Genomic DNA, 23556 nt, shown 5'->3' with positions numbered 1-23556 from the left:
CCCGCCGATCCATACGGTCAAGGCACGCTGCATGACGTCCAACGGATCGCCGCTCCAGAGAACGACGTCGGCATCCTTGCCCACCTCAAGGGAGCCCATCCGATCGGCCAGGCCCAGGACCTTCGCCGGGTTGATGGTGATCGAGCGCAGAGCAGTCTCGCGGTCAAGGCCTTCCTTGATGGCGAAGGTTGCCTGATGGATGAGGAAGTTGATCGGAATCACCGGGTGGTCGGTAATGATTGAAATTTCCACTCCCGCCGCGGCGAGCTTGCCGGGGTTGGCGATGGAACGCCCACGCAGTTCCACTTTGGACTTGGTGGTGAACAGCGGCCCGATCAGGACGGGGATACCGCGCTCGGCCAGGACATCGGCCAGCAGATGCGCCTCGGTGCCGTGGTCGAGGACCAGTTCGTAGCCGAACTCATCGGCCAACCGGATGGCGGTGGCAATGTCGTCCGCGCGGTGCGCGTGCTGGCGCCACGGAATTTCCCGTCGCAGCACCATGGCGAGTGCCTCGAGCTTGGGGTCGCGGGCGTTCTCGTCGGCTTTGCCCATGTAGTTTTGCGCGTCCATGAAGGCTTTGCGGATCACCATGGCGGTGCCCAGCCGGGTGGAGGGGGTCTGCTTCTTGTCGCCGTAGACGCGTTTGGGGTTCTCCCCGAGGGCCGACTTCAGGCCGCTGGGGGAGCGGAGCACCATTTCCTCGATGTAGCGGCCATGGGTGTGGATCGCGACGGCGAGACCACCAATGGGGTTGCCCGATCCCGGGTTCACGTTCACGGCGGTGATACCGCCGGCCAGGGCGTCGTCGAACCCGGGGTCGTAGGGGTTGACGGCATCGATCGCGCGGACGCCCGCGGTGACGGGGTCGGTCATCTCGTTGGTGTCGTCCCCGGCCCAGCCTTCGCCCTCCTCATGGGTGCCCAGGTGAACGTGGGCGTCGATCAAGCCCGGCAGCAGCCACTGGCCGTCGGCATCGTGAATTTCGGCGCCTTCGGGGACAGCGATATCAGTGCCCAGCGCAGTGATCTTGCCGTCCTCCATGACCACCGTCCCGTCGAAGGGGACGCCTTCGATGGGTACAACGTGGGCATTGACGATTGCTGTGACAGTCATGTGTGGTGACCTTTCGGCAGACAGTGTTGTGATCTCCAACCTACCGTCTTCACCGTGGGAGGGGTCAGCTCCGCACCCTGCTGGGGGAGCCGCCTAGACTGAAAACCGATGCGCAGGAAGGCAACAACTTATGACACGGAAATCCGCACTCATCACCGGGGTTGGACGAACGGTGGGACTGGGCGCCGGGATCGCCNCCTCGCCGTCGACGGCTGGGATCTCGCCCTGAGCTACTGGCACCCCTACGACCAGCGGGTCAACGGCACCGCCAACCCGGCAGCCGAGGTGCAGGAGTTGATTCCGGAGCTGGAGGCCCTCGGGTCTCGCGTGATCGCGCTGCCCGGGGACCTTGAGGATTCGAAAACACCGGGGGAACTGGTAGCCGCCGCGCGGATGGAGCTGGGCACGCTGAGCGGGCTCGTCCTGTCGCACACCGAGGGCGTCGATTCAGGACTGCTCACCACGTCGGTGAAGAGCTTCGAGCGGCACTTCGCCGTCAACGTCCGCGCCTCCTGGCAGCTCATCAACGCCTTCGCTCTGCAATGCAATGACAATGGAGGCGCAATTGTCGCGCTTACCAGCGACCACACGGTCAATAACCTGCCCTATGGTGCATCGAAAGGTGCGCTCGACCGGATTGTTCTGGCTGCAGCCCGTGAGCTCGGCGACCGGAGAGTAAGTTCCAATGCCCTCAACCCTGGTCCGGTCGACACCGGCTGGATGACCGACGAGGTGCGGCAGGCCCTCACCCAGCAGCAACCAACCGGCCGCCTGGGTACGCCAGCAGACGTGGCCGGTGTGGTCGCGTTCCTCCTGTCGCAGGACGGCCGGTGGGTCAATGGCCAATTGATCAAGGCCGACGGCGGCTTCTCGGCCTAGCAGCGCCTCGCAGCGCCTGGCAGCGCCTGGAAGTCCTGGCTGCCCCGTCTCTCCCGCCTGTCCCGGAGCTCCCGAAACGCCTACCTGTCCCGGAGCTCCCGAAACGCCTACCTGTCCCGGAGCTCCCGAAAGCCCCGAAACTCCTGTACTCGCCTGCACGAATCCCGACAGAGCGCCGCTATGGGCTCGACCTCACTCAGCACGCTAGGCCGCGTACCGGTGGGAACCGGGTTCTTCCTTGCAGCCGAAGACACCTTGCAGGAATTCCTCGTCCACGTTCGCACTCACTTCGAGGTACACGCGGCGGCCTTGTTCGGCCGGAAGGCCTCCGTCGGCGCGACTCCGGCGCCAGGAGCTAGTAGCCAGGTAGCAGGTGCCTTCCCAAATAGTGCATGCAGTGCCTGCATTGCATGCACTTCGAAAAATGAAAGTGCATGCATTGCAGGCATTGCATGCACCGAAAAAGACGACCTACCCCTCCTTGTCCCTGGCTGTGGCAGCGCCTGGAACCACCCCCTAGTGCGTTGCTTGGCACCGAAAACGGTATGGGCTACCGCTTTGAACCCTGACAATCCCTAGGATGGACGCTATGACTACAGGTATTCTGCTCGCTGTGTGCCGTGTTCACGCGCTGCTGCCCACTCAAGATGCCACCGGTGTCACCGCCATTGACAAGCGAGCGGTGGACGGGCCCGTGAATGTTCACAAGCTCGGGCTCACGGGTGATGTGCAGGCCAGCCGGAAACATCACGGCGGTGAATCCAAGGCGATCTACGCCTACTCGCAGCAGGACGCCGACTTTTGGGACGCCGAACTGGGCCGGGATATGAGCCCGGGCAAGTTCGGGGAGAACCTGAGGGTCGACGGAATCGACGCCAGCCGCGCGGTTATCGGCGAACGCTGGCAGGTGGGGAACGACGTCGTCCTCGAGGTCACAGCGCCGCGCACCCCGTGTGTGAACTTTGCCCGCTTCCTCAAGGAACCGCGGTGGGTGAAGCGGTTCGCCGAGGAGAACCGGGTCGGCACGTACCTGCGCGTGATCACGAAAGGACAGGTTCAGGCGGGCGACACCGTTACCGTGGTGAATCGCCCCGACCATGGCATCACCGGGCAGCAGGTCTTCGCCGGACTGGACGCCGACGCCGCCCGGCAGCTCCTGGTTGCAGAGAAACAAGGCATGGCGCTGAGCCCCGAGATCCACAAGGTGGTCGCCGCGGTGCTGCGGAGGGCTTGACCGCGGAGGGCGTGACCAAGGAGGGCCGGCCCGGGTGTGGTCAGGCTCACGCGGCGTCGCCGTCGTTGTGGCTGCAGGTAGGCGGAGCCATGCAGTACACTTGAAACATCCCCCACACCGGTATTCCCTTTAATTTCCGCCCAATTTTGCTGGGCTGGATAGGTTGTGTTGGGGCTCGCAGAGTAAGCATGCGGGCAGATTCATCAGGGAGCGCCGGCTAGAAGAAAACGTCATACAGACCGCTGAGATAGCGGCCGCCAGTTATGACGCGAAATCCTGCCGCGGGATTGAAACAGTGCCGGATTTCTATGTTCATGGGCTGGAATCATCCTTTAATTCCAGCTCTCCGGCATCTACCTGAAGGTCATTCCCTCATGCCAGAAAACAACACTCCCGAGACGCTTGCAGCACCGGACGCCGTTGTTGCACCCCAGAACGTCGAAGCTCCTGAAGCAGACGACATCAAGTTCACCGACTTCGGCCTCGACGGCCGCGTGCTCGCAGCCCTGAGCGATGTCGGCTATGAAAAGCCTTCCCCCATCCAGTCCGCCACCATTCCGGTGCTGCTGGAAGGGCGCGACGTCGTCGGCCTGGCACAGACGGGTACCGGTAAGACAGCAGCATTCGCTATCCCCGCACTGTCCCGGATGGCTGAGCTCGCCGACCTCAACGGTCCCAGCAAGTTCACCCAGATCCTGGTGCTTGCACCAACCCGTGAACTGGCGCTACAGGTTGCCGAAGCTTTCGCTTCCTATGCCAAGCACATTGACAACTTCACTGTTCTGCCCGTCTACGGTGGAGCTCCTTACGGCCCTCAGCTGGCCGGTCTGCGCCGCGGCGCGCAGGTAGTGGTGGGTACCCCGGGTCGTGTGATCGACCACATCTCCAAGGGTTCACTCGATCTGTCCAACCTCCAGTACCTGGTACTGGACGAGGCAGACGAGATGCTTCGTATGGGCTTTGCCGACGACGTCGAGCAGATCCTGTCCGGTACCCCTGACGACAAGCAGGTGGCGCTGTTCTCGGCAACGATGCCCAGCGCCATTCGCCGCATTGCGTCGAAGTACCTGAACAACCCAGCCGAAATCACCGTCAAGGGTAAAACCTCGACCGGCACCAACACGCGCCAGCGCTTCCTGCAGGTCATGGGCCCGCACAAGCTGGACGCCCTGACGCGCATCCTCGAGGTCGAAGACTTCGACGGCATCATCGCGTTTGTGCGCACCAAGATGGCAACCGAAGACCTGGCGGACAAGTTGCGTTCACGGGGCTTCCAGGCTGCAGCAATCAACGGTGACATTCCCCAGCAGCAGCGCGAGCGGACCATCGAAGGTCTCCGCGAAGGCAAGTTCGACATCCTCGTGGCCACCGACGTCGCGGCCCGCGGGCTGGACGTCGAGCGCATCTCACTCGTCGTCAACTACGACATCCCTCACGACACCGAGTCCTACGTGCACCGCATTGGCCGTACCGGCCGCGCGGGCCGTTCGGGCGACGCGATCCTCTTCATCACGCCACGGGAGAAGTACCTGCTGCGTTCGATCGAGAAGGCAACCCGCCAGCCCGTCGAGCAGATGCACCTGCCCTCCTCGGACGCCGTCAACGCGCTGCGGATGAACAAGTTCGCCGAGCGCATCACCGAGACCATCGCCACCGAAGATGTGTCAATCTTCCGTGACCTGATCACCAGCTACGAGACCGAGCACAATGTGCCCGCCACCGAGATCGCCGCAGCCCTCGCCGTCATGGCGCAGGGTGGCAACCCGATCCTGGTCAAGGACATTCCGGTAGCCCCTGCAGGGCAGAAGGAACGCGCTGCCGGCCGCAAGGATGGCTTGGGCTCACGCGGACCAACCCGCAGCCTGACCGAGGGCAACGCCACCTACCGCATTGCGGTAGGACGTCGCCAGCGGGTCATGCCGGGCTCCATTGTTGGCGCTATCGCCAACGAGGGTGGCCTGTCCTCAGCTCAGATCGGCGGCATCGACATCCGCGCCGACCACACCCTGGTGGAGCTGCCAGCCGATCTGTCCAAGGATCAGTGGCGTGCACTGTCCAAGACCCGCATCGGTGGCGAACTGATTCACCTCGAGCTGGACAAGGGCCGCAAGCCTGCCGGCGACCGCGACGGCTTCAAGAAGCCGTTCAAGAAGCGCGAAGGTGAAGGCGGCGGGTTCAACAAGGACCGCGGGCACGACGGCGGCTTCCGCTCCTCCGGCCACAGCGCCGGCGGCGGCGGCGGGGACCGTAAGGAACGTCACGGTAAAGGTGCCGGAGCAGGCACCACCCAGCGCCGCGACAAGTGGTAATTTAGTAGCTGATTGATTTCGTCAGATCCCCGGTTTTCCGGGGATCTGACGGTGAAATCAGGGCCCGGCTCTAGTGGTCGGATTCTGATTTCGTGTAGGTGGCAGAAGCTGGTAAAGTTTTCTGCTGTTGCCCCCCTAGCTCAGTGGTAGAGCGCGTTCTTGGTAAGAACGAGGTCACCGGATCGATTCCGGTGGGGGGCTCTCAAGTGGGAGTCCCGCAAGCAGACCAACTGGTCCGGCTGCGGGCACACTCATTTGTGGCGGTGTAGCTCAGCTGGTTAGAGCGCACGACTCATAATCGTGAGGTCCCGGGATCGAGTCCCGGCACCGCTACAGACATAGCAGGTCAGAGGCTGAGCAGCCGCTGACCTGCTTTCTTTTTTACCGGCCTTCTCCCATCATGGTTCTGACGGGTCGGCCCCACACTAAGCATCCTCATGGATGGTGCGGGCGCACCAGAGATGAACACCACCTGCACGCGGCGCACGAAACGGACGGAACCATGACAGACAACAACTCCGACTGGGGGCCCGACGTCAATCCCGGGGCTCTCCCCACACGCGCACGACGACGCCGGGACGCAGCGACTAATCCGGTTGCTGGGCCCAGCTCCGAGGTCCCGCGCTTCGCCGACCGGGTAGCCCCGGAGTCTGCCGACTCTGTGACCGCGGAGTCGCCTGTGACCGCTGAGCCGCCCGTGACCGGTGTGCCAGGGTCCTCTGCTCCGTCGCCCGCAGTCGTACCGTCGCCAGCAGCCGCTCCGTCGCCCGCAGTGGCAGCATCCGGGCCCGCGGCGCCAACGGCACCGGGCCGCCAGCAGGCAGAGCCGAGTACCCGGAAGTCGTTCCTTGCCGCTGACACCACACGGGTGCCCGCCGAGACCGGGTTCAGGGGCATCCTGACCAAACTGGGTATCCGCATTGCCCCTTCCCAGCGTGAACTGGAGGAACGGGCCAATACCCGTGCCGTGAGCCAGCATTGGCCCGGACCCCGCACCATCTCCGTGGTCAACGGTAAAGGCGGCGCCAACAAGACTCCCACCACTGTGATGCTGTCCTCAGTCTTTGCCCGCAACGGTGGCGGTCCGGTACTCGCCTGGGACAACAACGAAACCCGGGGCACCCTCGGGTGGCGCACCGAGCAAGGGCCGCACAGCGCCACGGTGATGGATCTGTTGCCGCAGACCGCTCAGCTGCTGGCTCCCTCGGCACAGTCGGCGCTGCTGGCCCGCTACGTGCACCATCAGACAGAGGACAAGTACGACGTGCTGCGCTCCAAGCCGGATGTCCTTGCCTCCGAGCAGAAGGTCACCGCCGACAATTTCGACGACCTGCACGAGGTTGCGTCGAAGTACTTCAGGCTGAACGTCGTCGACTCCGGCAACGACGAAACGGCCGAGCGTTGGCTGCGGATGATCCACCACACTGACCAGTTGGTGATCGCCACCACCACCCTCGAAGAGCATGCGGAGGCCGGAGCCCTGTTGCTCGAGGCGTTGCAGGCCAGGGGAGGCCGGTACGCCGAGCTGTCGCAGAACGCCGTCGTCATTGTCAGCCAGTCCGACAAGAACGGCACAGCAGCCCAGGCGCAGGAGATTGCCGACGGTTTCGCGCAGCTTGCCCGCTGTGCGGTGACCATCCCCTACGACACGGCGCTGCACAAAGGCCGCATTCGCTGGGGCTCACTGCGGCCGGCGACTCAACGCGCCTGGCTGTCCGCAGCGGCGGGCGTCGCCGAGGGCCTGTAGGTCAACCCCTCCAGGTTTAGACAGCTTGCTTATTATCTCGCGTGTTCATAGTGTTGAGGAGTACGACATCGACGTTCTGAACACAGGAGGAAGCATGTCCCCCCATAACATTTCCGGTAAAAAAGTCGCATTCCTACTCACCGACGGAGTCGAGCAGATTGAGCTCACCAGCCCCTGGGATGCGGTCAAGCAGGCTGGCGGCGAGCCCGTGCTCGTAGCCCCAGGTAGCGGCACGGTTCAGGGTTTCAACGGCACCGACAAGGGTGACACGTTCACCATTGACCTCACGGTCGCGGACGCCAATGCTGACGACTTCCACGCCCTGGTCCTACCGGGCGGAGTGGTAAACGCGGATCACCTGCGCGTCGACAAGGACGCCCAGGAGTTTGCCCGCGCATTCTTTGCCCAGCACAAGCCAGTCGCGGCGATCTGTCACGCGCCCTGGCTGTTGATCGACGCAGGAGTAGTCAGCGGTCGCGACCTAACTTCGTACCACACGCTGCAGACCGACCTCCGTAACGCCGGAGCCAACTGGAGCGACGACGAAGTGGTCACTGACCAGGGCTTCGTCACTAGCCGCACCCCTGACGACCTCCCGGCCTTCAACGACAAGATGATCGAGGAGATCGCCGAAGGCGAGCACGAAGGCCAGACCGCCTAACTGACTCGCTCCGGGCAGAGTACTGCCCAACGTCCAGAGCTCTACTGAATCAGAGCTTTACTGAAGGACCGGTGGGGAACCACCGGTCCTTCAGTGGGTTCGGGCCTCGCGGGTTCCAATGTCTAGAGTTGACGGATGGGCGATGAACGTTTTCTCTGCAGGGGTGTGAGCTGGCATCGGGACGGGCCGGTGCTTTCCCTAGCCACCCCCGAGGGAGATCAGCACGACCTTGCGTTGGTCCCTCGTGGGCCAGCGGAGAAGGGTGGTGGCGACCTTGGGTTTCGGTTGTTGAGCCAGTACGGCGAACGGCATTGCCTCGGGTTTCATCGAGTGTTTGGCCCCGACGCGCGAGAGCACACGCCATGTCCACAGCAAACCACTGCCGAGCGCGGCTACCAGTGCGGGAGGTGCTTCTCCCGGGATGACCTACGGTTCATGCATGATGTGCACCGGTCCGGCATCGCCCCCGATGGATTGTTGAGTTACCTGGCGCAAGAGCACTGGCTGTATGTTGCCACCTTCGCCGACGGGGCCTCTAAAGTTGGGACCGCCTCGAACCTCCGCAAGTGGCACCGGCTGGCGGAGCAGGGCGCCGTCGTCGCCCGTTATGTGGCGTGTGCGGACGACGGGCGGATTGTTCGGGTGCTCGAGGACGTTGTCACTCGCGAAGTGGGCCTTGCGCAGGCCGTCCGGGCGTCGGCGAAAACCGCAGCGCTGGCGTCGCCGCGCACCGGGGCGTCGCTTAATGGGATCAATGCCGAATTTGCCGCGAGTGTCAGGAGCCTGCTTCACGGTGGTCTGGACCTGGCCGGGTTCCGGGCGGTGGAGGAGCAGTGGGAGGCACCGCCGTCGTGGGCAACAGTGCTTGGCGCGACTGGGGCGCACCTTTACCCCCACAGCCTGGCCGCGGGGGAGCACGGGTTCCGGGTGGATGCTCTGTTGGGACCCACCGCGCTGGCCTTCATCAGGGGGTCGGAGGTGCCGTTCCTGGTTGACCTTTCGCGGCTTAAGGGACAACGGATTGAACTCGGCCCGTATGTGTCGGAGATTCCGGATGTCCAGGCGGCCCTGTTCTAGCCCGCTCTCCACTGGAATGCGCGGCGCCCGGTAGGCTTAACCCATGTTGAACACCCCCTGGGACACCGGATCGGACCTGTATCGCCGGCTGGTCATCGCCGCCCTCATCCTGACCGGTGCCGGCATTCTGATCGCCGTTCTGGGCGCAGCTACTGGCAGCAACGCCACAGTGTTCACGGGCATCCCGGTACTTGTCGCCGGTCTGGTGACGCACCTGGCGGGACTGGTCGTGCGTGCGCGGGATGCCAAGCGTCGGCACCAGGCGCGTACCCAAAAGAAGTAGCCCACTGCACTAGGCTGGAAACGAACTTCCACCGCACCCGTCAGGAGCCCCATGACTATCAATCCAGAGCTGCAGGGCCGCAGCTATCCCGCCGGTCCGGCATACGTCGTGGGCCGCGAAAAGATCCGCGAATTCGCCCGCGCCGTCAAGGCAACCCACCCGTCGCATTATGAGGTCGAAGCCGCCCAGGACCTCGGGCACCGGGACCTGGTGGCACCACCCACCTTCGCGATCATTGTGGCGCAGCTGGCGGATGCCCAGCTGATCAACGATCCCGACGCCGGCATCGACTTCAGCCGCGTGGTTCACGCCGACCAGCGGTTCGTTCACCACCGTGCGATCGTGGCCGGTGATGAACTGGTGGCCGAGCTCCATGTTGACACGGTCCGCGCAATGGGCGGCGGTGCGATGATCACCACCCGCGCCGAAATCTCCACCACCGACGGTGAAAAGACCGCGACCACCACGTCATCACTGCTGGTGCGCGGAGAGGAACAGTAATGGGCATTGCTATCGCCGACCTCAGCGTCGGCCAGGAAATCGGATCCACCACCGTCGAGCTGACCCGCCAGGATCTCGTCAAGTACGCTGGCGCCTCCGGTGATTTCAACCCAATCCACTGGAACTCTGACTTCGCCCAAAGCGTCGGCTTGCCGGGCGTCATTGCCCACGGCATGTTCACCATGGGGGCAGCTGTACAGCTGGTCACCGACTGGGTGGGCGACCCCACCGCCGTCGTCGACTATCAGACCCGATTCACCAAACCGGTGATCGTCGAGGACACCACCGCCGAGGGCACGCCGGGTGCGGTGATTGAGGTGGCCGGCAAGATCGGCGTAGTAGACCTCGACAATTCAACGGTCCGCGTGGACCTCACCGTGATGTCGGCGGGGCTCAAGGTGTTGGTCAAGGCACAGGCAGTGGTGCACATCTGGTGACCCTGCTGGCTGAACTGACCACGGCCGGCGTCGGCGGCCCCGCCCACACCTACGTGGAGGCGCGCACCGAAGCGGAAATCATCGACGCCGTCCGATCAGTTGACGAAGCGGGCGACCCCCTGCTGATCATTGCCGGCGGATCAAACCTCATCATCGCCGACGAAGGCTTCCCGGGCACGGTAATACGTCTGGCCTCGACCGGTTTCTCAGTGAACGACGACGACGCCACATGCGGTGGTGTGATGGTCAAGGCCGAGGCGGGCCAGCCCTGGGACGCCCTCGTCGAATACACGGTGCTGCACGCCTTCTCCGGCCTTGAGGCACTCTCGGGTATCCCCGGGTCTACCGGCGCCACCCCCGTTCAGAACGTTGGTGCGTACGGGGCCGACGTCTCGCAGACCATCGCCACGGTGCGCACCTGGGACCGAGAAACAAATACTGTTAAGTCCTTTACAAACTTTGAACTGAAGTTCGGCTACCGGGATTCACTGTTGAAGCACACCACCGTGAACGGGTCGCCCCGTTACGTGGTGCTGACCGTTGAGTTCCAGTTGGGCCTGGGGCGGATGAGCGCTCCCGTGAAGTACGCCGAGCTGGCACGCGAGGTGGGAGTGAACATTGGCGAGCGGGCCTACGCCAACGATGTGCGGCGGGCCGTCCTGAAACTGCGCGCAGCAAAGGGAATGGTGCTGGACCCCGACGACCGCGACACGTTCAGCACCGGATCCTTCTTCACCAACCCGCTCGTCGACGCCGACACCGCGGCGGCCCTCCCCGATAACGCTCCGCGGTACCCAACGGCGGAAGACGGGCAGGTCAAACTATCGGCGGCCTGGCTGATCGATCAGGCCGGCTTCGGGAAGGGCTTCGGCCTTGCCGCAGACAGCGGCTTCACCGCTGCAGGCGGTCGGGCCTCCCTGTCGACCAAGCACACCCTGGCAGTCACCAACCGGGGGAGTGCCTCGGCCGCCGACCTGCTGGCCATCGCCGCACTGGTGGCCGACGGCGTCGAACACCGGTTTGGTATCCGGCTGCACCCGGAGCCGCTGTTGATCGGTTGCGCCCTCCGAGCCGAAAGTTCAGGCCTTAACAATTAGCCCAGCGGGGAGCCTTTCAGTCCCTGGAAGGCTGGTTCCTAAAGGTTTCCGGTGGAGATCAGCAGCATCCGGCGCAGCGGTTCTGCGGCGCCCCACAGCAGCTGATCTCCCACGGTGAAGGCACTCAGATACTGCGGTCCCATCTCCAGCTTCCGGAGCCGCCCCACAGGGACTGACAGCGAACCGGTCGCCGCGACCGGTGTCAGCCCTGCCATGGTGGCTTCCTTGGTGTTGGGGATTACAGTCGCCCATTCGTTGTCACTGTCAATGAGGCGTTCAATCTCGGCGAGTGGCACGTCTTCGGTGAGCTTCAGGGTCAGCGCCTGCGAGTGTGACCGCATGGCCCCGATCCTGACGCAGAGCCCATCGAACGGGATCCGGCCGCCGTCGACCGCATCTGTGCCGAGGATCTTGTTGGTTTCGGCGCCGGCCTTCCATTCCTCGCGGGACATCCCGTTACCGAGATCGGCATCAATCCAGGGGATCACCGATCCCGCCAGCGGCACCCCGAACTGTGATGCGTCCATCGAAGGGTTGCGCTGCTGCGCCAGGACGGCCTGATCGATGGCCAGGATGGCCGACGCTGGATCGTCCAGGTTAGGCGCCACGGCACCGTGGATGGCACCGAACTGGTTCAACAGTTCACGCATGTGGCGGGCGCCACCGCCGGACGCCGCCTGGTACGTCATCGAGGTCCCCCACTCGACGAGGCCGTTGCGGAACAGGCCGCCAAGCCCCATGAGCATGCAGGAGACGGTGCAGTTACCGCCAACAAAGTCGCGCACACCGCGGGAGAGGCCCGCGTCGATGACGTCCCGGTTCACCGGGTCCAGCACGATGATGGAGCTGGACTCCATCCGCAGCGTTGATGCCGCGTCGATCCACAGTCCGTCCCAGCCGCTGTCGCGAAGCTTCGGGTACACCTCGGCGGTGTAATCGCCGCCCTGGGCAGTGACGATGGTGGAGAGCTTGGCCAGCGTGTCGACGTCGTACGCGTCCTGGAGCGCCGGAGCGCCCTCAGCGAACGACGGCGCCGCGCCTCCCACGTTGGAAGTGGAGAAGAACACGGGGTTGATCAGGCGGAAATCGCCCTCGTCCTGCATGCGCTGCATCAGGACCGATCCCACCATGCCGCGCCAGCCGACGAAGCCGACGCTGGGCGCTGAGGATGAACTATTTACTGCAGAAGTCATGCTCCCAGTCTAGGTCAGGACCCCCGTGAGCCCCGCTTGGTTACGAAGCTCGCCGGAGCTATCCGGCTAGTCCCGGCCGCGGGTCCACAGGCTGATCCGGTAGCGCGTGCCGTTGGCGCCCGAAAGCCAGCCTTGCTGTGGAGTGACGCCATCGAGTTGCCAGTCCGGCCCCAGCGTCGGGGCAAAGGTGTCGCCCTTGGTCGTCGACTCGATCACTGTCACGACGGCCGCCTGGGCGATTGGCAGGGCGGCTTCGTAGATCTGCCCGCCGCCGATCACCCAGATCTGCTCGGCGCCCGGACTGCGTCGGGCTTCCTCGAGTGCGTCCTCCAGCGAGTCGACGACGACGGCGCCCGCCAACTCACCTGCCTCCAGCCCGTGCTTGCTCACCACGATGTTGGTGCGGTCCGGGAGGGGGCGATATTTTGCGGGAAAGGACTGCCAGGTGTGGCGCCCCATGATCACCGGATGTCCCGTGGTGGTCCGCTTGAAGTGCTCCATATCCTCGGGGAGACGCCACGGCATCCCGCCGTCTTTCCCGATCACACCGTTTTCCGTCTGGGCCCAGATCATGCCGACGAACGGTTCCCGTCCGATGGCCTCGATGATGCCGCGGTTCATTGAACTCATACGGCGATCGGTGCCTTGATAGTGGGATGGTGCTGGTAATTCACCACGTCAAAGTCCTCCAGCGTGTAGTCGAAGATGCTCTCGGGTTTGCGGTTGATCAGCAGTTGGGGGCTCGGGTAGGGCTCACGAGTCAGCTGTTCCCTGACCTGCTCCACATGGTTGTCGTAGATATGGACGTCGCCGCCGGTCCAGATGAGTTCCCCTGGCTCCAGTCCCACCTGCTGCGCAACCATCAGGGTCAGCAGGGCGTAGGAGGCGATGTTGAACGGCACACCGAGGAAGGTGTCCGCCGAACGCTGGTACAGCTGGCAGGACAGCTTGCCGTCCGCCACGTAGAACTGGAAGAACGCGTGGCACGGCGGCAAGGCCATGTTGTGCAGTTCGGAGACATTCCATGCGGAGACCAGGTGCCGCCGGGAATCCGGGTTGGTTTTGAGGTCCTCGACCACCTGGGCGATCTGGTCGATATGTCCGCCGTCGGGCGTGGGCCAGGAGCGCCACTGGACGCCGTAGACCGGACCGAGTTCGCCGTCGTCGCCGGCCCATTCGTTCCAGATTTTGACGCCGCGTTCCTGCAGCCAGGACACGTTGGAATCCCCGCGAAGGAACCAGAGCAGCTCCAGGGCCACGGATTTGAAATGCACGCGTTTGGTGGTGACCAGCGGGAAGGAGTCCGCGAGGTCGAAGCGCAGCTGTCGCCCGAAGACGCTGCGCGTTCCGGTGCCGGTGCGGTCGGTCTTGACCGCACCGTTGGCCATCACATCGCGCAGCAGATCCTCGTACGGGGTGGGGATGGGTTGTGAACTCACCCCATCCACTCTAGTGGTTGAGTGCTTTAAGGCCACCCGGCGCGCTTCACCGCGAGGCTAGCTGTGGCAGTGCCCGCCAGCAGCCGGTGCGTTTGGCGGGACGTCCAGGACCGGGCTGCGGTCAAAGAAGCCTTCGGGGCGAAGCTTGAAGCCAACCGTGTCCACCGGCATGATCGGCCAATCCTCCAACCGGGGGAAGTGTGTCAGCCCAAAGGTGTGCCACACCACGAGGTCTTGCCCATCGAGGTCGCGGTCCTGCGCAACGTACGCGGGTAGTCCAGCGCCGCCCACATGCTGATTGACGAAGTCGCCGGTGGGATAGCGCTCGTCCTCAGCGAACCGGGTGACCCACAGGTCCTTGGTGGCGAAGGTCGCACGCCGTGCGATGGAGGACTCGGGATCTGCCAGCAGCGTTGGCTGGGCTTCCGAATGCAGCTTGTATCCCACCGGCTCACCGAGGCGATTCAAGGACTCCGGGTTGGAGATCACCCAGGTGCGGCCGCTTCGCGCATCGCTTTCCCGAACACTCTCCGACTCCCGGGTCAGAGCCGTCCGCTTGCGGGAAAACGCGTTGCCGCGCGGGTTCTCCGGTCCCAGTGGCTGCCGGACAATGTCTTCCTCCTCCACCCTGTTAGTGAAGCCGTCAATGGCCATATCGAGGCGGGCGCTAAAGAGATGTTGGTGGAATGGCGCTCCAAGCCCCGGGGCAATCTGCGACATGTTGGGAGATCCGTCCACCGGATAGGCGCTGGTGAAGACGACGCCGGTGGCTTTGGCCTCGAACTCTATGTTGCCGTCGAGGTACAGGTACCAGTAGAACCCATAGTCGTAGTTGCCCACCGTGGTGAAAAAGGAAATCACGAGTCGCCTGTTGCGCCTTGTGTAGTTGATCTCGGACCATAGGTCGCTGTGTTTGGCGAGGATGCCCCAATCTTCTTCATGCATGCAGATTGCGTTCCGGATTTCGCGTGGGTTCCCTGCCGCATCGCTGATGACAGGGCTGAGGTAGGTGATATCACCCAGGCAGTCGCAACCTAGTTCGAGTGAGTTGGCGTATTGGCCCACGAGATACTCTCCCGTATCGAAGTAGTTCTGCCACGACCGGACAGGAGAGGGGTCACCATACGGGACCACCATTTCGGCGATGGAGGCACGTTTGATGATGGGCCGGATCCGACCTTTGTCATTGAAGGAGAGGTTGTGGAGAACCACGCCCTCCCGGACGTCGAAGCCGACGTCAACACTCCAGTTCTCCCACTCCACGTGATTGCCGCCGGTAACGGCAAAGCTGGGCCCCTCGGGCTGAGTGATGCTGATCGGCTTCTGCGTAGTGCGCAGCGGTCCCGTCAGTTCGGGATCGGTGTAGTTGCCGTGCTCCTGCGGGATCGGCATGACCCCCAGATCCAGGACTTGCGTGACCTCTTTCCTGACGACGTCGACGTACGCCACCAGCCCGTCAATTGGGTGTGCCCACGCGCTATCCGTCCCGTGTTCCTGGACGAAGGCGAGCCCGCGGAGGATGCGTCGCCCTTTTTCTTCGGGGTATTCGTACACACCAGCGGACAGCGGTGCGACGCGCACGGTGGCGACGTCGAGGTTCCTGGCAGCGAGCGCGGCAAGCCAACGGTCGTCGGTGGACAGTAGTTCCTCCACGGCTGCGAACTCCTCCTCAAGCACCGGGAGCTCACCCATCACAGCTGTATCCAGCTCCACAGTGGTGAGCACCTCGCCGGTAGTCGCAGAAACGACCACATCCAGCGGTGCTGAGCCCGACGTGTCGTGAAGGAAAATACGGAACCGGCGGCCCTCCTCACCCGCAGTAGACGCACGGCTGGGATCGACAAGCCCGAGGTAGGCAATCCTTCTGGTCGTTCCGAGCAGGCCCTTGTCTCGGAGGATGCGTTGCACTTCCAGAATTTCTTCCGCTGTGGCCAGTGCGTAGGAATTGGCAGTCGCTGTGGGTGACGTTGTCATGAGAATCCTCAGTCCGGTGTTTTTCTATGTTCGTAGAGTAAGCCGAAGGTAAGATGGATCACAAGAGTTTTCTGAAGGAGAAGTGCGACGTGCCCAAGATTGTTGACCATCACCAGCGACGTCTGGAACTCGTGGACGCAACGTGGAGAATCATCGCGCGGCACGGAATCGAGGGCGCAACGATGCGCGACATTGCACTCGAAGCCGGCTTTTCAAATGGGGCACTGAAACCCTACTTTCCGACGAAAGACGATCTGCTCACCTTTGCGTTCCGGCATGTCTTCAACCGCACCAATCAACGGATTGCCCTGACGACCTTCAACCAGACTGGGCTACCTGCAATCCGGGCGTTCGGAAGGGAAGTCCTGCCGATTGACGAAGAAAAGGTCAGCGAGGCCCGCGTCGTTATCCCGTTTTGGCAGAAGGCTGTCACGGACGAATTCAAGATGGCCATTCACCGCGAATCGATGGAGCAGTGGCGGGTTGCGCTGAAGCGCCACCTCGGTGAAGCGCGACAGACGGGCGAGATTACCACCGAGGTGCCGGACGCTCTCATCAGCGAGCAACTGATGAACCTGTTCCTGGGTGCGCAGATCACAGCTGCCCTATCTATACCCGAGGACAATCTCCCCGCCTATACCGACCAGTTGGACGGGTTTCTGCAGAATCTGTCGTGAGGTAAATTCGCCCGCTGTCGAAAAAAGATGACGGATGAGGGTTGCTGGGTCTAGTCTGTAGCCAATGTGTTGCAGAACACACCTCGCGGGGGATCACAGCCTCCGGGTCGCTGTCAGGAACACCTGGCCTAACTACTCAAAGGGGAGTATTCATGGAAACCTACGACGCGCTACTCGACTCAATTACCCCGGCTTCAGGCCCTACTCGAACTATCAAGGACCCCGCGACCGGTGAAACCGTCGGTCAGGCACCGGCGCATAGTGTCGCCGATCTCGAGGCTGCCATCTCGGCAGCGGCAGCAGCCCAGCCCGCATGGGCCGCGCTCAGCCATGAAGCCCGCACCGAGATGCTGTTGAAGGCCGCCGAGGCGATCGACCGCTCCGCAGAAGAGCTGGCCATTCTGCTATCCCGGGAACAGGGCAAGCCGCTCAACGGTCCCAACGCACGCTTCGAAGTTGGTGCGTGTTCGGCATGGCTCCGCGCAGCCGCCACCACGGTCCTCGAGCCAGAAACCGTAGCCGACGACGGCGAGACCTTCGCGCAGGTTCACTACCGTCCCATTGGTGTGGTCGGAGCAATCGGCCCCTGGAACTGGCCGATGATGATCACCATCTGGCAGATTGCTCCCGCGCTCAGGATGGGGAACGCCGTCGTCGTGAAGCCGTCGGAATACACGCCACTAAGCGTCCTTGCACTGGTTCACGTGCTTAACCAGGAACTGCCTGACGGTCTATTGACCGCGGTATGTGGGGATGGTGAGGTTGGCAGTCGCATGGTGGAGCACGAGGCGATCGGGAAGATCATGTTCACCGGATCCACGGCCACGGGCAAGGCGATTATCAAGTCCTCCGCTGACAGCATCAAGCGGCTCACCCTTGAGCTGGGCGGAAACGATGCCGGTATTGTTCTGCCGGATGCCGACCCCAAGGCAATCGCGGAAGGGCTCTTCTGGGGCGCCTTCATCAATACCGGCCAAACGTGCGCTGCCCTGAAGCGACTGTACGTACACGAGGACATTTACGACGAGGTCTGTGAGGCATTGACCGCTGTAGCGGAGGCAATGCCGATGGGTGTTGGACTAGACGAGGCGAACGTCCTTGGACCGCTGCAGAACAAGGCACAGTTCGACATCGTGGCTCGCCTGGTAGACGCCGCGAAGGAGTCCGGCGCGCGTGTACTTATCGGCGGCAACCCCGATGCGGATCAGGTCGGATACTTCTACCCGACCACTCTCATCGCCGACGTCGACAACAAGAATCCGCTCGTCGCCGAGGAGCAATTCGGTCCGGCGCTGCCGATCATTCGCTACAGCACCGTCGACGAGGCGATTGCCATGGCGAACGACCTTGAGGTCGGCCTTGGCGCATCCGTGTGGTCCTCCGATGTGGACGCTGCCCGCAAGGTAGCGTCGCGGATCGAGGCGGGCACCGTGTGGATCAACAAGCACGGCGCGGTCGACCCCCGCGTACCATTCGGCGGCATCAAGCAGTCCGGGTACGGGCTGGAATTCGGTGTTGAGGGTTTGAAGGGCGTGGCTGTTCCGCAGGTGATCAACGGCTAGGGCCGATTCGCTGGCCAACCGACGTCTGCCTTACCGCAAGTCGCTTCCCAACGAGCATCAGAAAAGTACTCATGCGCAGGAGGAAGCTTTCGCAAGGTCCCGCCCTGGCGGGACGGCTCATTTGAGGAGATAGACCATGAACAGACCCGATACAGTCTCCGCCGGCGGATCAAGCCCCGCCGATGGATCAAGGACCACGCTGCGCCATGGCAGGCTTGGGGTAATTGGCGTCGTATTTTTCGTCGTCGCAGCCGCGGCGCCCCTGGTCGGTATGACCGGAGCCGTCCCGATTGCGATTGTGCTGGGAAACGGTGCGGCCGCACCCGGAGCGTACCTAATCGTTGGTCTGACGCTGTTGCTCTTCAGTGTTGGTTACTCAGCGATGAGCCAGCGCGTCACCAACGCCGGCGCCTTCTTCGCCTACATCGGACGTGGCCTCGGCGCGAACGTCGGCTTAGGCTCCGCGTTTGTCTCATTGATCGCCTACGTTGCCATCCAGCTCGCCATTTTCGGTTTCTTCGGCGGGCTGATGGCAGGGCAGATGGGTGCTCTCGGCCTTGAACTGCCGTGGTGGCTTTGGACGTTTGCTGCGTGGGCGGTCGTCACGGTCCTGTCGCTGGCAAGTGTTGATGTCGGAGCGAAGGTGCTCGGAGCGTTGATGCTGCTCGAGGTGCTCGCCCTGGCGATCACCGCCGTTGCAATCCTGTTTGACGGCGGCCCCGAGGGCTACGACTTCGTAGCCTCCTTCTCACCCCAGGCCATTCTGGTGGGTGGACTCGCCGGATCGGCTGGCATTGCGTTTGCCTTCGCGTTCGCGTCATTTATCGGGTTCGAAGCTACCGCAATTTATGGTGAGGAATCCAAGGACCCGAAGCGTATTGTTCCGCGGGCCACTTATCTGGCGGTTGGGTTGATTACGGTGTTGTTCGCTGTAACCGCGTTTGCGCTGGTGACGGGTATGGGCGCGTCCCGAGTGGTCGAAGCCACGGTGGAATACTCGACGGTGGATGGAGTTCCGCTGGCAGATCCTGCCGCTGTCCTTTTCTCCCTGGCCACCGAATACGTTGGCGGCTGGATGGCCACGGTCATGAGTGTGCTCGTCCTCTCTAGCCTGTTTGCCGGCCTCCTGGCTTTTCAGAATGCGGCCGGCCGCTACGTCTTTGCCCTGGGGCGTGGCGGAGTCCTGCCCGGCCGGCTGGCACGGGTCAATGTCAAAGGCGCTCCCCAAAGCGCTTCACTGACAACTTCCGCCGTCACTGGTGTGGTGATTTTGCTCTTCACGTTGTTCCAGCTGGAGCCGATCCTGAACATGTTCTATTGGTTCAGCGGCCTGGCAGTGGTGGCAATTGTGCTGATCGAAGCACTGGTCTGTCTTGCCGTCGTCGCCTATTTCCGCAGGAACAAGGGCGCAGAAGGCGTCTTCACTACAGTGATTGCTCCGATCGTGGCATTCATCGGGCTCCTGATCGGCGAGTATCTCCTCATGTCCCGCTTCGGCCTGCTGGCTGGGACAACTGCCGAAGGGGTGGATCCCTCGGTGACGCCGTGGGGACTCAGCCCGCTGGGCTGGTTCCTGATTGCACTCCCATTCGTCGTCCTCCTGGTCGGCTACCTGTACTCACGCGTAGTCGCTCCGGAAAATGAGGACTTCATCCGCGATGAACTGTCCTAGGGGTCGGACTGGCTTAGTCGTCGTAGGCCCTGAACTGCTCGAGCGCGACAATGCGGCCCGGAGTCCTGGTGCTGACGTGGGAAATCAGCACTTCTCCGGGCGCCAGATACGGGTCGTCGGCCGGCAGTCCAACTGCCAGGGTGTCGGGCATGTGGCGCTGCAGCACGCCAAATATGAGGGGGAGGACCGGGCGGTGGGTGCACAGCGCCACGGGACGGCGCTTATCGAAGAGTTTCTCCACCGTTGAACGGGCCTTGTCCGGCTTGCGCGTGGCGTTACGCTCGGTCATTGAATCAGCGAGTTTGAGTTTGATGTCCTTGTTCTTCAGGTACGGAGCGACGGTCTGAACACACCGTTCCCATGGGCTGCTCACCACCCAGGACGGGCCCCAGGCCTCAAGGAGCCGGCTCACTGCTGCGGCTTGCCGGCGACCGGTAGCCGCCAGGGGGCGTTCGCCTTCCGCACGGGTCCAGGACGAGCGCGGCTTCGCCTTGGCATGGCGGACCACGATCAGCGGCCAGGTCTCCAGCTGGTCCGCTGCGTAAGCCGCAATCAACGATTCAAGGGGTTCACGATCGGTAGGGTTGGTCAACAACTCCAACGCCCGGGCCGGGGCGACCCACAGGAACTTGTCTACTTCCTTGCCGTCCGGGCGGACCGTCATGCGCTCCGTGCGTGCCGCCCAGTAGTAGACCACCTTCTGCCCGGAGGCCACTGCGTAACGAGTCGACGCCAGGGGAATGCCCAGCGAAATCCGCAGGCCAACCTCTTCCAACACTTCCCGGGCTGCACACTCAGGGGTGGTCTCACCGGGGTCGATCTTGCCCTTGGGCCAGGACCAGTCCGTATAGCTTGGACGGTGGATCAGGAGTACCTCGAGCTGCCCCTGTTCCTTCCGCCAGCAGATAGCACCCGCTGCCACCACCGCCGGCGCCGCGTCCTGGGCGGTTTCCGTGACCGCCTCGTCAGTTGAGGCCATCAGCGGCGGACCGCTGACCGGTTGCGTGCACGGGAAGCCAGCAGGTAGCTCTGCACGTCGCTGAGCGGTGCGCCGTCGTCGTCCTTGTGGTGGCGGGTCCAATCGCCCTGGTTGTCGAGGTGCCAGCTCGCCGTTCCCTCGTCCATGTACCGGTCGAGCAGGGACATGAGGTAGGCGATGTCCTCGGGCGCGCTGAGCTGCACCAGCGCCTCCACCCGACGGTCCAGGTTGCGGTGCATCATGTCCGCCGAACCGATGAATACAGCTGGGTCTCCGCCGTTCGCAAACGCGAACACCCGTGAGTGCTCAAGGAAACGGCCCAATACCGAGCGGACTGTGATGTTCTCGCTGAGGCCCGGGACGCCGGGGCGTACCGAGCAGATCCCGCGGACAATGACGTCCACCTTCACCCCGGCCTGCGATGCACGATAGAGCGCGTCGATGATGGCCTCGTCAACAATCGAGTTGACCTTCACCACCACGCGAGCCGCAAGACCGGCCTTCTGGTTGGCAATCTCGCGTTCAATCCGGTCAATCAGCCCGGAGCGCACTGAACGCGGGGCGACAAGGAGACGCTTGAAGGTGGATTTCGGCGCATATCCCGACAGCTGGTTGAACAGTCGGGTCAGGTCCTGGCCCACCTGGTCATTGGCGGTCAACAGGCCGAAATCCTCGTAGTAGCGGGCCGTGCGCGGGTGATAGTTGCCGGTGCCGATGTGGCAGTACCGGCGAAGTCCATCGATTTCCTGCCGGACCACGAGGGAAAGCTTGCAGTGCGTCTTCAGTCCCACAATCCCGTACACCACGTGCACCCCGGCCTGCTCCAGCTTGCGTGCCCAGGAGATGTTGGCTTGTTCGTCGAACCGGGCCTTGATCTCGACGAGGGCGAGTACCTGTTTGCCGGACTCCGCGGCGTCAATCAGCGCATCGACAATTGGCGAGTCGCCCGACGTGCGGTACAGGGTCTGCTTGATGGCCTGCACCTTGGGGTCGGCCGCTGCCTGCTCCAGGAACGCCTGAACGGAGGTGGAAAACGAGTCATAGGGGTGGTGCAGCAGAATGTCGCGGCGGCGCATGGCGGCAAACACATTCGCAGCCTTCGACGTCTCGCTTTCCTTGAGGTCACGGTTGGTGTGCGGGACGTGCTTCGGGTAGCGAAGCTCGCCGCGGTCGATGCCGCCGATCACGCTGAGCCCACGGAGATCCAGCGGCGCCGGCAGGCCGTACACCTCGTCCTCTTCCACGCCGAGTTCACGTGACAGCAGGGCGCGGATGCTCGGATTGATATCGGTGGTGACCTCCAGCCGGACCGGTGGGCCGAACCGGCGGCGCAGCAACTCCTTCTCCAGCGCCTGAAGGAGGTTCTCGGCGTCGTCCTCTTCCACTTCGAGGTCCTCGTTCCGGGTCACCCGGAAGGTGTGGTGTTCGAGGACTTCCATGCCCGGGAACAACTGGTCCAGGTGGACGGCGATGACCTCCTCCAGCGGGATGAACCGGGCCGTGCGGCCGGTGACGTTCCCGGCGCGGGGGCCGTCCACCGAAATCAGGCGCGGCAACTGGTCGGGAACCTTGACGCGGGCGAAGAGTTCCTTTTCGCTCACCGGATTGCGGACGACGACGGCGAGGTTCAGTGAGAGCCCCGAAATGTACGGGAAGGGGTGCGCTGGATCCACGGCCAGGGGCGTCAGGATCGGGAAGACCTTCTCCGCGAAGAGCTTGTTCAGGTCGGTGCGGGCGGCGTCGTCGAGCTCGTCCCACGTGGTGAGGTGAATGTTCTCCTCGGCCAGGGCCGGTCGAATGTTCTCTGCGAAGACGGCGGCGTGACGCTGCTGCAGCTTGTAGCCGTCGGCCATGATCTGCTCGAGCTGCTCAATGGGGCTCAGGCCGGCGGCTGACGGGACAGCCAGGCCGGTCGCGATGCGGCGCTTCAGGCCGGCTACGCGCACCATGAAAAACTCGTCCAGGTTGGACGCGAAAATGGAGAGGAAGCTGACCCGCTCCAGCAGGTACAGGTCGGGGTCTTCGGCGAGCTCCAACACCCGGGCGTTGAAGTCGAGCCAGCTCGACTCACGGTCGAGGAACCGGTCAGGCGTGATCTCGCCGGAGGGGAGCAGGCTCGGGGCGAACTCCGGGATGTCGATGCGGTCCTGGGTGGCACGGGCCGGTGCAACTTCGGACGAGCCATACCGTGCCGGAACGCGTGCCGCGGTTTCCGATTCCATAGTGTCTCCTGACAGCGGGTAGGTTGCCTTGATCCACCCCTCTCTGGAGGGGTTTCACGGCATCAGGATCCACCTTACAAGCTTGCCCCGGAAACCTGCGGCGCGTACATGACGTCAACATCCCAGCGGGTGAATCCCAGCTTGCGGTAGAGGGCCACAGCGGCGGTGTTGTCGGCGTCGACATAAAGCATGATTGCCTGCAGGCCCTGGCGATGCAGGTGCTCGATTCCGGCGATAGTCAGTGCCTTCCCCAGGCCCATGCCCTGGGCATCGGGGGTGACGCCGACGACGTACACCTCACCCATCGCGGGGTGGTCACCCGAGCGTGGATGCACCTTGGTCCAGTGGAAACCCAGCAGCTGCCCGTCGGATTCACGGACCGCCAGCAGGAACCCTGCGGGGTCGAACCAGTCTTCGGCCATCCGCGCCTGGAGGTCTTCAAGCGTGGTTGAGCCCTGCTCGGCGTGATGGGCGAACGCCGCCCGGTTCGCCGCCAG

At 63.3% G+C, this 23556-nt stretch carries 20 protein-coding genes, 2 tRNA genes and 1 pseudogene; 15 read left to right on the top strand and 8 right to left on the bottom strand.

From position 1 onward, the window contains the following. Positions 1-1116: amidohydrolase (locus K728_RS0117720; RefSeq protein WP_024477513.1), on the bottom strand; the 1116-nt coding region annotated here is incomplete at its 3' end. A gap of 130 nt (positions 1117-1246) precedes the next feature. Here K728_RS0117720 and K728_RS19930 point away from each other — a divergent pair. The 12 genes and pseudogenes from K728_RS19930 to K728_RS0117655 all read left to right on the top strand — a co-directional run bounded on the left by K728_RS19930 (position 1247) and on the right by K728_RS0117655 (position 11341). Beyond that, positions 1247-1995 (top strand): annotated as a pseudogene (locus K728_RS19930) (SDR family oxidoreductase). Between the two features lie 589 nt (positions 1996-2584). Next, positions 2585-3229 (top strand): MOSC domain-containing protein, encoded by a 645-nt coding sequence (locus K728_RS0117705; protein WP_024477511.1) that lies wholly within the window; start codon positions 2585-2587, stop codon positions 3227-3229. 374 nt (positions 3230-3603) lie between these two features. Further along, entirely contained in the window at positions 3604-5538 is a 1935-nt protein-coding gene (locus K728_RS0117700; protein ID WP_024477510.1) for a DEAD/DEAH box helicase, read from the top strand. A 129-nt stretch (positions 5539-5667) separates the two neighbouring features. Continuing rightward, positions 5668-5739 (top strand) — tRNA-Thr (locus K728_RS0117695). A 58-nt stretch (positions 5740-5797) separates the two neighbouring features. Further along, a tRNA-Met gene (locus tag K728_RS0117690) sits at positions 5798-5871 on the top strand. A gap of 169 nt (positions 5872-6040) precedes the next feature. Then, positions 6041-7285: a MinD/ParA family ATP-binding protein gene (locus K728_RS0117685; RefSeq protein ID WP_024477509.1), complete on the top strand. Its 1245-nt coding sequence runs from the start codon at positions 6041-6043 to the stop codon at positions 7283-7285. A 94-nt stretch (positions 7286-7379) separates the two neighbouring features. Beyond that, entirely contained in the window at positions 7380-7946 is a 567-nt protein-coding gene (locus K728_RS0117680) for a type 1 glutamine amidotransferase domain-containing protein (RefSeq protein WP_024477508.1), read from the top strand. Between the two features lie 435 nt (positions 7947-8381). Continuing rightward, positions 8382-9023: a DUF2797 domain-containing protein gene (locus K728_RS0117675; RefSeq protein ID WP_019483699.1), complete on the top strand. Its 642-nt coding sequence runs from the start codon at positions 8382-8384 to the stop codon at positions 9021-9023. A gap of 43 nt (positions 9024-9066) precedes the next feature. Next, positions 9067-9306, top strand: a complete 240-nt coding sequence (locus tag K728_RS0117670) for a hypothetical protein (protein WP_019483700.1) — start codon at positions 9067-9069, stop codon at positions 9304-9306. A gap of 51 nt (positions 9307-9357) precedes the next feature. After that, positions 9358-9807 (top strand): FAS1-like dehydratase domain-containing protein, encoded by a 450-nt coding sequence (locus tag K728_RS0117665; protein WP_024477506.1) that lies wholly within the window; start codon positions 9358-9360, stop codon positions 9805-9807. Next, positions 9807-10244: a MaoC family dehydratase gene (locus K728_RS0117660; RefSeq protein ID WP_024477505.1), complete on the top strand. Its 438-nt coding sequence runs from the start codon at positions 9807-9809 to the stop codon at positions 10242-10244. Before K728_RS0117665 ends, K728_RS0117660 begins: the two co-directional genes overlap by 1 nt. Next, positions 10241-11341 carry a UDP-N-acetylmuramate dehydrogenase gene (locus tag K728_RS0117655; protein ID WP_084442940.1) on the top strand — a complete coding sequence of 367 codons (1101 nt, stop codon included), beginning with the start codon at positions 10241-10243 and terminating at the stop codon, positions 11339-11341. Before K728_RS0117660 ends, K728_RS0117655 begins: the two co-directional genes overlap by 4 nt. 38 nt (positions 11342-11379) lie before the next feature. Here K728_RS0117655 and asd read toward each other — a convergent pair whose 3' ends face one another. The 4 genes from asd to K728_RS0117635 form a co-directional block, all read right to left on the bottom strand. After that, positions 11380-12534 (bottom strand): aspartate-semialdehyde dehydrogenase, encoded by a 1155-nt coding sequence (gene asd / locus K728_RS0117650; RefSeq protein WP_084442939.1) that lies wholly within the window; start codon positions 12532-12534, stop codon positions 11380-11382. A gap of 66 nt (positions 12535-12600) precedes the next feature. Next, positions 12601-13164, bottom strand: coding sequence for a dihydrofolate reductase (locus K728_RS0117645; protein ID WP_024477502.1), 564 nt, complete (start codon positions 13162-13164; stop codon positions 12601-12603). Further along, entirely contained in the window at positions 13161-13922 is a 762-nt protein-coding gene (locus tag K728_RS0117640) for a thymidylate synthase (protein ID WP_051317731.1), read from the bottom strand. Before K728_RS0117640 ends, K728_RS0117645 begins: the two co-directional genes overlap by 4 nt. Before the next feature lie 108 nt (positions 13923-14030). Next, on the bottom strand, positions 14031-15947 hold the full coding sequence (locus tag K728_RS0117635) for a primary-amine oxidase (protein ID WP_024477500.1): 1917 nt from the start codon (positions 15945-15947) through the stop codon (positions 14031-14033). 53 nt (positions 15948-16000) lie between these two features. On the opposite strand from K728_RS0117635, the gene K728_RS0117630 reads away from it, so the two are divergent. The 3 genes from K728_RS0117630 to K728_RS0117620 all read left to right on the top strand — a co-directional run bounded on the left by K728_RS0117630 (position 16001) and on the right by K728_RS0117620 (position 19858). Next, a complete protein-coding gene (locus K728_RS0117630; RefSeq protein ID WP_019483708.1) occupies positions 16001-16624 on the top strand; it encodes a TetR/AcrR family transcriptional regulator in 624 nt (207 codons plus the stop codon). 152 nt (positions 16625-16776) lie between these two features. After that, on the top strand, positions 16777-18186 hold the full coding sequence (locus K728_RS0117625) for an aldehyde dehydrogenase family protein (protein WP_024477498.1): 1410 nt from the start codon (positions 16777-16779) through the stop codon (positions 18184-18186). 136 nt (positions 18187-18322) lie between these two features. Continuing rightward, positions 18323-19858 carry an APC family permease gene (locus K728_RS0117620; protein ID WP_024477497.1) on the top strand — a complete coding sequence of 512 codons (1536 nt, stop codon included), beginning with the start codon at positions 18323-18325 and terminating at the stop codon, positions 19856-19858. Between the two features lie 13 nt (positions 19859-19871). Here the strand turns inward: K728_RS0117620 and K728_RS0117615 are convergent, their stop codons facing one another. The 3 genes from K728_RS0117615 to mshD form a co-directional block, all read right to left on the bottom strand. Next, the gene (locus K728_RS0117615; protein WP_019483711.1) at positions 19872-20837 is read right to left on the bottom strand and encodes an NUDIX hydrolase; all 966 of its coding nucleotides are present in this window, start codon (positions 20835-20837) and stop codon (positions 19872-19874) included. Then, a complete protein-coding gene (locus K728_RS0117610) occupies positions 20837-23059 on the bottom strand; it encodes an RNA degradosome polyphosphate kinase (RefSeq protein WP_019483712.1) in 2223 nt (740 codons plus the stop codon). The genes K728_RS0117615 and K728_RS0117610 overlap by 1 nt, the downstream gene beginning before the upstream one ends. A gap of 74 nt (positions 23060-23133) precedes the next feature. Beyond that, on the bottom strand, positions 23134-23556 hold a 423-nt coding region (mshD, locus tag K728_RS23420), incomplete at its 5' end, for a mycothiol synthase (RefSeq protein ID WP_443111016.1).

Origin of the sequence: Arthrobacter sp. CAL618 (assembly GCF_000468215.1) — a bacterium.
Taxonomy (GTDB): Bacteria; Actinomycetota; Actinomycetes; order Actinomycetales; family Micrococcaceae; genus Arthrobacter_D.
The sequence above is the reverse complement of the archived record's forward strand: the minus strand, read 5'-3'. Positions and strand labels throughout refer to the sequence as shown.